Consider the following 11645-nt stretch of genomic DNA (forward strand, 5'->3'; position numbering starts at 1 on the left):
ACATTAATTCAATTTATATAGTGATTTATATTTTATATTATTTAAATTCCTTAACTCATCAGCGCAGCCATTAAAGCCTTCTGCGCATGCAGGCGGTTCTCAGCCTGATCAAAGATCACCGAGTTAGGGCCGTCAATCACACCTGTGCTGACCTCTTCCTCACGGTGGGCTGGCAGGCAGTGCAGGAAAAGATAATCGCTCTTCGCGCCTTTTACAAGCTCCTCATTGACCTGATAGTCTTTGAATGCCGCTTCACGCGCCTTTTGCTCCTCTTCGAAGCCCATGCTCGCCCACACATCGGTGTAGATGACGTCGGCGTTTTGCACAGCTTCTTGCGGGCTGTGAGTGACCACAATCTTCGCTCCGGTTTCTTTAGCGATCTCACGGGCTTCTGCTACAACCGCTGCATCCGGCTCGTAACCTTCCGGTCCAGCGATAGATACGTCCACACCCAGCTTAGCGCCACCAATCATCAGGGAATGTGCCATATTGTTGCCATCGCCGATGTAAGCCAGCTTCAGGCCTTTAAGCTTCCCTTTGTGCTCGTAAATCGTTTGGTAATCCGCCAGCACTTGGCAAGGATGTGCCAGGTCGCTCAGACCGTTGATTACTGGAATAGAAGCATAACGAGCCAGATCTTCTACTTTTTCATGGCCAAAGGTACGGATCATAATGCCGTCGAGGTAACGTGACATTACTTGTGCTGTATCGCCAACCGTTTCACCGCGTCCAAGCTGGATATCATTTTTGCTTAAGAAAAGGGCATGCCCTCCCAGCTGATACATTCCAACTTCAAACGACACGCGCGTACGAGTAGAAGACTTTTCAAAAATAAGACCGATTGTCTTCCCTTTCAGCGGCTGGAATTCTTCGCCATTTTTTTGCTTCTTCTTCAGCTCAATCGCAGAATCTATTAAGTACGTAATTTCTTCCGGGCTGTAATCGTTCAGCTCCAGTAAATCACGGCCTTTCAGTTGCTGTGCAATGGTGATCTTATTACTCTGTACGCCCTGACTCATGAGCTTACCTCCCCGTTTGCTTGTTTAGCATAAGTATGAATGAGTTCGGATAGGATGTCCACCGCCTGGTCGATCTCCTCTTTGCTTACATATAGATTAGGCAGCAGGCGAAGGACATTAGGACCCGCTGTCACGAACAACAGGCCTTTCTTTTGTCCAGCCAATACAATATCGCCCGCTGGTGATTGACATTCAATCCCGATCAACAGTCCTTTACCACGGATATCCTTCACAAAAGAACAGTCCGCCAGCTTCTCTTTCAAAAGACCTGTCAGGTACTTACCCATTTCTTCGGCACGTTGTGGAAGCTCATCCTCCAGCATCGTTTCAATCGTCGCTGCCATAACCGCTGTTGCGAGCGGTGTTCCCCCGAAGGTGGACGCATGGCTGCCCGGTGAGAAAGCCTCACGCAAATAGCCTTTGCCAAGCATTAAGCCTGCTGGAAACCCACTAGCAATCCCCTTAGCCAAGGTGAAAATATCCGGTTCAATTCCATAATGCTGATGAGCGAACAACTTGCCTGTACGTCCCATACCGGTCTGTACTTCGTCTACAATTAGAAGCAGTCCGTGTTTCTCACATAGCGCCACAACAGCGTTCAAGAACTCAGGTTCTACCTCAAGCACGCCACCCTCTGCAAGTACCATCTCCAGCATAATAGCAGCTGTGTGATCGCCAATAGCAGCCTCTAACGCTGGGAGATCATGCAAAGGTACCGTCTTAAAGCCTGCTGGAAGCGGCAGGAAGCCTTCTTTTACCTTTTGCTGACCTGTAGCAGTCAGTGTAGCTAACGTACGACCATGGAAAGATTGTTCAAACGTAATGATTTCATAACGATCAGCACCCTTTACCTTCTGGTGGTAACGGCGAGCCAGCTTAATAGCAGCCTCATTCGCTTCTGCCCCACTATTGCAGAAAAATACTTGATCAGCGCAGCTATTCTCTGTCAAAAGATTTGCAACTTTGTCCTGTCCCGGAATATGGAACAGGTTCGAGACATGCCAGAGCGTGTCAATCTGATCCTTCAGCTTCGCACCGACTTTTTCAGGAGCATGACCTAGACTGGTCACAGCTAATCCACTTGTAAAATCAAGATACTTATTGCCCTTATCATCCCATACCCAGGTGCCCTTGCCTTTAACTAAGCTAAGATCATATCTGGCGTAAGAAGGGAATACCGCGCTAAGCTTGCCTGCTGCAACATCCGGTGTACCTGATCCTACGGTATCGGTCTGCTGTGCCCCTGCTTGCGAATCCAATTCCGTTTGTGTAAGCTTGCTCATTCTAAGTCACTCTCCCATCTTGTGCTCCTGTGTACCAGGCTGCACCTCTAAATGATATTCATCTATGATTCTACGAACGAATAATACGTGTGCCTATCGCTTCACCTTGCAGTACTCGGCTAAGCACCCGCGGTTCTTTTCCATCCACAATAATAACCTCTGAAACGCTGCCTTGAATGCAATCGATAGCTGCCCGTACTTTTGGGATCATGCCGCCGTAGATTTCTCCACTTTCGATTAAGGCTTCGATTTCCTGTACGGTAACGGATGGAAGTACAACCTTTTGGCCTTCCACCGTACTCATAATGCCAGGGACATCTGTGACTACGATCATTTGGGGAGACTCTACATAAGAAGCGACTGCCCCTGCTGCTGTATCTGCGTTAATATTGTAGCGCTGACCTGCAGCATCAACTCCGATAGGCGCAATGACTGGGATATAACCCATGCCAATAATTCCTGTTACAATCTCAGCCTTTACTTCCGTTACTTCTCCTACCAAACCTACTTCAGCGCTATTAGCTACAGGTCTAGCAGTAATCATATTTCCATCAATGCCGGATAGCCCTAGAGCTAGACCGCCACTTTCTTGAATTCGTCTTACAATCGCCTTGTTAATGCTCCCTGCCAACGTCATCTCAACGACATCTAGCACGGCTTCAGTAGTTACTCGCAGACCGTTTACAAAGCTGCTTTCAATGCCCAATTTTGCTAGATTCTCTGAAATGGCTGGCCCTCCGCCATGAACAATTACAGGCTGAATGCCTTCTTGCTGCAAATCTCGCAAATCCTCGAAAAAAGAATCCGGAAGCGCAGCTAACGTACTGCCGCCGCATTTCATCACAAACAATCCACTGCCATCTAATGCATCTATAAGTTCAAGCTCGCTGTTTAGCGTCATATAATCGATATCCTTCCCTTGTGGGCTTAAGCACGCCACAAATTAGGTACGATATGCAGCGTTAATCCGCACATAATCGTAAGTTAGGTCACAGCCCCAAGCTGTAGCCTTTCCGGTTCCATCATGCAAATCTACAGTGATCAGCACAGTTTCACTTTTTTGCAAATAAGCCAAAGCCTTTTCCTCGTCAAAAGCAACTGGCTTCGAGTGCAAGAGCACCTCAATCTCACCTAATGAAATATTTACATGCTCTGGCGATACCGGAACACCCGCACGCCCAACCGCAGCAATAATCCGTCCCCAGTTCGCATCCGCTCCAAAAATAGCAGATTTCACTAGACTAGAGCCTACCACTGTCTTGGCAATCGCTGCTGCCGCCTCATCATGAACTGCACCATTCACTTGCACCTCGATCAGGTGAGTCGCACCTTCGCCATCCCGCGCAATAGCCTTGGCTAGCGTCTGGCAGACATGCGTGAAGCCAGCAGCAAAAGCGTCCCAATCCGGATGAAGCCGAGTCAGCTTCTCATTACCTGCAAGCCCACTAGCCATCGAAACTAGCATATCATTCGTGCTTGTATCTCCATCCACTGTAATCATATTAAAAGTAACGTTCGTAGCAGAACGAAGTAGACTGTGTAAATCCTCCGCTGAAATATCAGCATCTGTAGTCATAAAACCGAGCATGGTAGCCATGTTAGGATGAATCATCCCGGAGCCCTTCGCGGCTCCAGCAATAATAACTTCTACACCACCAACAAGCACCTTTACGGCAACCTCTTTTTTAACTAAATCAGTTGTAAGGATGGCCTGACAGAATTCTTCCGCTCCAGCAGCCCCACCGTCCAGCTTCTCTGGCAGTGCAGTAATACCGCTACGTACGCAATCCATCTTCAGCAGCTCACCGATCACACCAGTCGAAGCGACAGCAACATCATTAACCTCTACGCCCAAATGTTGAGCCGCAGCAGCGCGCATCTCATAAGCATCGGCCTCACCTTGTTCACCTGTGCAGGCATTAGCATTCCCGCTGTTCACGATTACCGCCTGCAACGTTCCGTTCAAAAGACTTTCCCGTGTCACCTTCAGAGGAGCCGCCTGAAAAACATTCGTCGTATACACAGCTGCCGCCGTTGCCGGAACCTCGCAGACAATCACTCCGAGATCGTTGCGATCTGTTTTTTTCAGACCACAGTGCAGTCCTCCGGACTTAAAGCCTTTAGGTGAAGTAATGCTGCCACCTTCCAAGGTAGTAAATAATTCAATCTCGCTCATGTTATTTGTACCGCTGATCCTTATGGATACACAGGTGTGTAGCCGAGGCCAAGGGTTTCCTCCCATCCCATCATCAAATTAAGGTTCTGTATTGCCTGACCTGCCGCACCTTTTACAACGTTATCAATGACGGAGACGATCGTCACCCGCCCTGTACGAGCATCTGTTGCAAATCCGATATCACAATAATTAGAGCCGCTAACTTCTTTTGTCGCTGGAATCACACCTGCATCGCGCACCCGCACATAAGGTCTGCCCGCATAATATTCACGATATAAATTCACAAAATCCTGCTCCGTATAATTGCCCGTCATTCCTGCATACATCGTACTCATAATACCTCGGCTCATCGGCACGAGATGTGTGGTGAACGTTACGGTTACCTTTTCTCCAGCAATCTCCGTGAGCGTCTGCTCAATTTCTGGTATATGTTGATGTTTATTTATTTTATAAGTTTTTAAGTTCTCGTTTATCTCTGCATAATGCACCATCAGACTCGTTCCGCGTCCTGCTCCGGTAACCCCTGATTTGGCATCAATAATAATACTGTCATGCTTAATCCAGCCTGCCTGAATGGCAGGAATTAGTCCAAGAAGTGTAGCCGTAGGATAACAGCCTGGATTAGATATAAAATCAACCCCAGCCGCGCGCTCTCCGAACACCTCACAAAGTCCGTATACAGCCTGCTCTAGGTATTCATCAGCCGGAGCCGGATGTTTATACCAGTGTTCATACTCTGCGCCATTCTTCAATCGGAAATCACCGGATAGATCTACGACCTTTAGTCCAGCTTCCAGCAGCTGCGGCACCAGCTTTGCACTTACACCAGACGGTGTAGCCGTAAAAACCACATCCGCCCGCTCAGCCATCTGAGCCGGATCAACGCCATCCAGCCTTCGGTCAATAATGCCCGTCAAATGAGGAAACCCTTCCTCTATTGCATCCCCTGCACTTGATGAGGAAATCACCGAAGTAATCTCTACCTTAGGATGACTTTGTAGTAGCCGAATCAGCTCTACGCCTCCATAACCCGTTGATCCAACAATCGCCGCCCTCAGCTTGCCTTCCACTGTCATCCCCACTTCCTGCTTATCATGAATATATTATTTAATATAATGCATACCGTCTTAGAAATATGTATTATTATACATCCCAATTAATATAAATACAACACAATATGTGAACTTTATTTCCTCCTAAATATAACCTCATTTACAAAAAAAGAGAAGCGCCGCCTCCCCCGTAGGTGAGATTACGCTTCCCTTTTAAACCCTTCGCCCAGCACTTCATGAGCTTCGGTAATAATCACAAATGCACTTGTATCTACAGATTGGACAATCGCTTTCAGTCTCGACACTTCATTCTGGCCTACCACTACCATCAGAACGGTACGTGCATCACCAGTATACCCGCCATGTGCGTCCAGCTTCGTCAGACCACGATCTAAATCATTTAATATCGCTTCAGATATTTCTTCCGTCTTGTCAGAGATTATGTACGCAACCTTCGTATAACGAAAGCCTACCTCTATCGCGTTAATGGCCTTACCTGTCACAAATAATCCGATCAGCGCATACAGTGCTTGCTCCATACCGAGTATAAATGCAGCTAACACAATGACTGTCCCGTCTAGCAGCACTACAGAAATCGAGAAGCTGAGACCGGATATCTTTTGAATAATCTGCGCCAAAATCGTGAGTCCACCTGTCGATCCACGTCCACGGAACACAAGACCTAGTCCCACTCCGACACAGATACCGCCATAAATGGAGGCTAAGAGTGGATTGGTTGTAGGTGCAGGTAAATCTTTCGTCACAAGGATGAACAACGGCAGTACAAAACTCCCAAGCAGTGAGCGTACTCCATATTGCTTACCTAGGAAAATTACCCCGAGCACAAACAGTGGAATATTAAGTGCCCATTGCGTGTAAGCCGGTTCAGCTCCAAACCAGGCTTCAGCCAATACAGACAGACCGGATACACCACCAGAAGCAATATGATTCGGCAGAAAAAAGAGATTAAACCCCAGCGCTGTCACTAACGAACCGAGCAGAATTAGCGTTGTATCCACTACATGTCGGAGTGGTCCATTTAGAGGAATTAGTGGGGGTTTATTACGTGAATTGATTTTTTGCATTTCAAGGCGCTCCTTAAAGTGTCATCTTGCTTTACGTAAGAAGAAACGGGTACACCATCCATATCAAAGAATGGGATCCGTTTCCTCAAAAAATCAATATAAAGATAGTATGGAGTAACCTTATACTTTCCTATATTCCCGAAAAAATCCCTTAGTCCGCCTCAATCTTGATCTGGCTACGTAAGTAACCATCAATGAATGCATCCAGGTCTCCGTCCATGACTGCACCCACATTCCCTGTTTCTACGGAAGTGCGGTGATCCTTGACCATGTTATACGGATGAAATACATAGGAGCGAATCTGACTGCCCCAGGCAATATCGGATTGCTCGCCGCGAATCTCATCCAAGTGCTGCTGCTGTTCTTGCAGCTTGCGCTCATACAGCTTGGAACGCAGCATTTTCATCGCTTGCTCACGGTTTTTGATCTGTGAACGTTCGTTCTGACAGGTTACCACCACACCCGACGGCAAGTGAGTAATCCGTACCGCAGAGTCCGTGGTATTAATATGCTGTCCACCGGCGCCGCTCGCCCGATACGTATCGATTTTCAGATCCTCAGTACGAATCTCAACGTCTACATCATCGGCAATTTCCGGAACGACATCACAGGATACAAAAGAAGTATGCCTTCTGCCCGAAGAGTCAAAAGGAGAAATCCGTACAAGCCGATGGACACCCTTCTCAGCTTTTAGGTATCCGTAGGCGTTGAAGCCTTTAATAAGTAGCGTGACACTCTTAATTCCTGCTTCATCACCCGGTAAATAGTCCAACACCTCAACCTTGAATCCACGTTTTTCAGCCCAGCGCGTGTACATACGCAGTAGCATTTGTCCCCAGTCTTGGGATTCCGTTCCGCCTGCACCCGGATGAAGCTCTAGAATAGCATTCAGCTTGTCATACGGCTGATTAAGCAGCAATTGCAGCTCAAATTCATCCAATTTTCTGCCTAGGCTGCTAATTGTCTCCCCAATTTCTGCCGCCAGATCTGCATCGCCCTCTTCATCCGCAAGCTCTGCCATCATCGCAGCATCATCGTATTCCTGTTGAAGCTTCTCGTATTGATCTACGGAAGATTTCACAGCATTCATCTCGGCGATTACGCTTTGCGCTTGCTCACTATTATCCCAAAATCCTGGAGCCGCCATTTTCTCTTCAAAGTTAGAAATCATCTCTTGCTTAAGATCTAAGTCAAAGAGACCCCCTAAGGTCAGTTAGTTTCTTGCCTATTTCACGCAAATCCTGCTTTACATTTGGTTCTATCATAGGTCACTTCACCTTTCAAAATAGTGTTACGGTCGTCGCTCTATTGGAGATTTAGTGGGATATAGTGATCAAAGTTCGCTTACGCCTTACGGATTATTCTTCCGATCGCTGTTGTTTCCAGATTCCTTGAATGGATAACCGCATCGCGGTTGGAATCCGGAAACAAAGGCGAACGCTACGCTTCTACAGAACAATTCCGCCTGCTCCGCTCCATGATCACCAAACTACTAAAGATCCAAAAAAGCGACTGGGCCGTAAACGGGGGATCCCCCCGGGCCCAGCCGCTCTTTATGGTTAGTATACCCATGGAAGCGATAATAAGGACTAGATAAATGGCAAGAGCAGAGAAAACCTCAATCAAACACCAACTTTATCTATACCTTAGTTCGCAAAATATGGTGTATTTCTAAATGTTTGTCTTATGCGTTTTGACCGTGACAATTCTTGTACTTCTTGCCGCTTCCGCAAGGGCAAAGATCATTACGGCCAGTTACAGCTTCAACGTGAACCGGACGTTTCTCAACAGGTTCGCTGTTTGTAGAGATCTTGTCTTCATCAATAACGGATTGACGTTCCTGATTCGCTTCGATGTGAGCCTTCATAATATAAGTAGCTACTTCTTCTTGAATCGTAGCAGTCATAGTATTAAACATCTCAAAGCCTTCGAATTGATATTCACGAAGTGGATCCGTACCACCGTAGGCACGCAAGTGAATCCCTTGACGCAATTGATCCATTGCATCAATATGATCCATCCATTTGCTATCTACGGAACGAAGCACGATTACCTTCTCGAATTCACGTACGAGCTCTGAACCCAGACGTTCTTCACGTGCTGCATATTTCTCAAGCACACGTTCGAAAATAAACTCGATAATCTCCTCAGCTTCCTTACCCCATAGAATATCACGGGTCAAAGCACCTTCTTCAAGCAGCTTGCTGTTTACGTAATCAGCAACTTCTTGCAGTTCCCAGTTCTCAGGAATATCATCGCTACAGTGTGCGAGAACGATACGCTCAATTACAGGCTTGATCATTTCAAGCACGATATCTTTAATATTATCGGACTCCAGAATCTCACGGCGTTGTTTATAAATAATTTCACGCTGTTGATTCATCACGTCATCATATTGCAATACGACTTTACGGATATCAAAGTTATTGCCTTCAACACGTTTCTGAGCAGATTCTACAGCACGCGTGATCATGCGGCTCTCAATCGGCTGATCTTCCTCGAATCCGAGACGATCCATCATAGTCAGAACGTTGTCAGCGCCAAAACGCTTCATCAGCTCATCGCCAAGCGACAAGTAGAATTGTGTAGAACCCGGGTCACCTTGACGACCCGCACGACCGCGCAGCTGGTTATCAATCCGGCGCGATTCATGACGCTCTGTACCAATGATATGCAGACCTCCAAGATCTGTCACACCTTCACCCAGAACGATGTCCGTACCACGTCCAGCCATGTTGGTAGCAATCGTAACTGTACCTGGCTGACCTGCATGGGTAATGATTTCTGCTTCCGCAGCGTGATGCTTCGCGTTAAGCACTTGGTGCCTAACACCTTTGCGCTTCAGCATTTCAGAGACGAGCTCTGAATTCTCGATCGACACTGTACCAACCAGTACAGGCTGGTTCTTTTTGTGACGTTCTACGATTTCTTCCACAACAGCCTTGAACTTACCGTTCTCACTCTTGTAGACGACATCCGGCATATCATCGCGCTTGTTCGGCTTATTCGTAGGAACCTGAAGAACTTCAAGACCATAAATCTTCTTGAATTCCTCTTCCTCAGTCTTCGCAGTACCTGTCATACCGCCCAGTTTGCGATACATACGGAAGTAGTTCTGGAAAGTGATCGTAGCAAGAGTCATACTCTCATTCTGTACTTCGATTTCTTCCTTCGCTTCAATCGCTTGGTGCAACCCATCGCTATAACGACGACCTGACATTAGACGTCCTGTAAATTCATCGACAATAACGACCTCACCCTCGTTTACAACGTAGTCTACGTCACGACGCATAATTACATTTGCTTTTAGGGCTTGGACGATATGGTGATTCAAGGTTACATGACTGTGATCATACAAGTTCTCAATACCAAAAGCGCGCTCAGCAGTAGCCACACCTTTTTCAGTCAAGGCTACAGACTTCACCTTAATATCAACTGTGTAGTCTTCTTCAGCCTTAAGCTTTTTCACGAAACGGTCTGCTGAAAAATACAATTCTGTAGACTTCTCAGCTTGTCCGGAAATAATAAGAGGTGTACGTGCTTCATCAATAAGAATAGAGTCCACTTCATCAATAATACAGAAATACAGAGGGCGCTGAACCATTTGCTCTTTATAAAGCACCATGTTGTCACGCAAATAATCGAAACCAAATTCGTTGTTCGTGCCATACGTAATATCGCAGGCATAAGCAGCTTGTTTATCAGCATGGTCCATACCGCTTAGGTTAACCCCAACCGTCATGCCCAGGAAGTTATAGATTTGTGCCATTTGTGCGCTGTCGCGCTGAGCCAAATAGTCATTGACCGTTACAACGTGTACGCCTTTACCTAGCAAAGCATTCAAATACACTGGCAATGTACCTACTAGTGTCTTACCTTCACCAGTCTTCATCTCGGAGATTCGGCCTTCATGCAGAGCCATACCACCAATTAACTGCACATCAAAATGCCGCATACCCAGTGTCCGCTTGGAAGCTTCACGTACGGTTGCAAATGCCTCAGGAAGAATTTCTTCCAGAGTTTCGCCTTTTTCAATACGGGCACGGAATTCTGCTGTCTTCGCTTGTAACTGTTCATCAGATAGCTTTACAAATTCCGGTTCCAATCCATTAATTACATCGACTGTCTTCATGAGACGTTTAACGTCACGATCGTTGGTGTCTCCGAATATTTTCTTTACAAGTCCTAGCATGGTTAACCCCTTTCATGCAACACAGATGGTGGAACCGAGCCCATCCTCACAAAATTGAAAGGGCCATTTATAAATTCGATTCCGCTGCTTCATAAATTGTAACAGTTTGTAAGAGATGCCGCAATACAAGGTGTATCAGCCACATTTTTCAAATATAGTCGCTTATACGCACAAGAGCCCTATTCGCTGCAAGCGAATAGGGGCTCGGTTTAAATTTCTTAGGTTCTGACTAACTCTCGAGGCCCTTTATACTTAGAGCATAACTGGCATCATTGTATCTTAGCCCTGTTCAATCAATCCATATTTACCATCATCACGTTTGTAAACTACGCTTACTTCCGAGGTATCGATATTGGAAAAAACAAAGAAAGTATGTCCTACCATGTTCATTTGAAGAATAGCTTCTTCTACATCCATCGGCTTCATCGTAAAGCGTTTGTTCCGCACAACTTCTAAATCATCATAATCTTGTTCTTCTACAGCAACAGCGGTACTAGCTCCATCCACAAACAGCGTCTTGAGTCCCTCTTGACGGAACTTACGATTGATCTTCGTTTTGTGTTTGCGAATTTGACGTTCCAGCTTGTCCACAACGGCATCTATGGAAGCGTACATGTCATCGCTGCGGTCTTCCGCACGAAGCGTCACACCAGCAAGCGGAATGGTTACTTCCACCGTATGAAGGCCGCGAACTACGCCAAGCGTCACAGACCCTTCAGAGGTAGGGGGTGCTTCGAAATACTTCTCAAGTTTGCTGAGCTTCTTATCAACATACTCTCTCAAAGCGTCGGTCACGTCAATTTGTTGACCTCGAATGGTGAATTGCATGGCCACTCCT

Annotated in this window: 9 protein-coding genes; all 9 read right to left on the reverse strand. The window is 46.5% G+C overall.

The genetic code is table 11. From position 1 onward, the window contains the following. Positions 1-50: 50 nt before the first annotated feature. Positions 51-1019 carry an ornithine carbamoyltransferase gene (gene argF / locus ACN6KS_RS28110; protein ID WP_440960934.1) on the reverse strand — a complete coding sequence of 323 codons (969 nt, stop codon included), beginning with the start codon at positions 1017-1019 and terminating at the stop codon, positions 51-53. Further along, a complete protein-coding gene (locus ACN6KS_RS28115) occupies positions 1016-2302 on the reverse strand; it encodes an aspartate aminotransferase family protein (protein WP_094871936.1) in 1287 nt (428 codons plus the stop codon). Before ACN6KS_RS28115 ends, argF begins: the two co-directional genes overlap by 4 nt. Positions 2303-2372: 70 nt before the next feature. After that, positions 2373-3203: an acetylglutamate kinase gene (gene argB, locus ACN6KS_RS28120; RefSeq protein WP_094877544.1), complete on the reverse strand. Its 831-nt coding sequence runs from the start codon at positions 3201-3203 to the stop codon at positions 2373-2375. 42 nt (positions 3204-3245) lie between these two features. Next, entirely contained in the window at positions 3246-4478 is a 1233-nt protein-coding gene (argJ, locus tag ACN6KS_RS28125) for a bifunctional ornithine acetyltransferase/N-acetylglutamate synthase (RefSeq protein WP_440960935.1), read from the reverse strand. 20 nt (positions 4479-4498) lie between these two features. After that, positions 4499-5554 (reverse strand): N-acetyl-gamma-glutamyl-phosphate reductase, encoded by a 1056-nt coding sequence (gene argC, locus ACN6KS_RS28130; protein ID WP_094877542.1) that lies wholly within the window; start codon positions 5552-5554, stop codon positions 4499-4501. A 176-nt stretch (positions 5555-5730) separates the two neighbouring features. Then, on the reverse strand, positions 5731-6615 hold the full coding sequence (locus ACN6KS_RS28135) for a YitT family protein (protein WP_094871927.1): 885 nt from the start codon (positions 6613-6615) through the stop codon (positions 5731-5733). 151 nt (positions 6616-6766) lie between these two features. Beyond that, a protein-coding gene (gene prfB / locus ACN6KS_RS28140) for a peptide chain release factor 2 (protein WP_341135872.1) occupies positions 6767-7880 on the reverse strand; the annotation gives its coding sequence in 2 pieces (ribosomal slippage) (positions 6767-7807 and positions 7809-7880; 1113 coding nt in all). 419 nt (positions 7881-8299) lie between these two features. Next, positions 8300-10807: a preprotein translocase subunit SecA gene (secA, locus tag ACN6KS_RS28145; RefSeq protein ID WP_076285677.1), complete on the reverse strand. Its 2508-nt coding sequence runs from the start codon at positions 10805-10807 to the stop codon at positions 8300-8302. Positions 10808-11086: 279 nt separating this feature from the next. Next, complete coding sequence (gene hpf / locus ACN6KS_RS28150) at positions 11087-11635, reverse strand: ribosome hibernation-promoting factor, HPF/YfiA family (protein WP_094871923.1); 549 nt, start codon at positions 11633-11635, stop codon at positions 11087-11089. Positions 11636-11645 lie beyond the last annotated feature (10 nt).

Source organism: Paenibacillus nitricinens (assembly GCF_052056485.1).
Taxonomy (GTDB): Bacteria; Bacillota; Bacilli; order Paenibacillales; family Paenibacillaceae; genus Paenibacillus_AQ; species Paenibacillus_AQ nitricinens.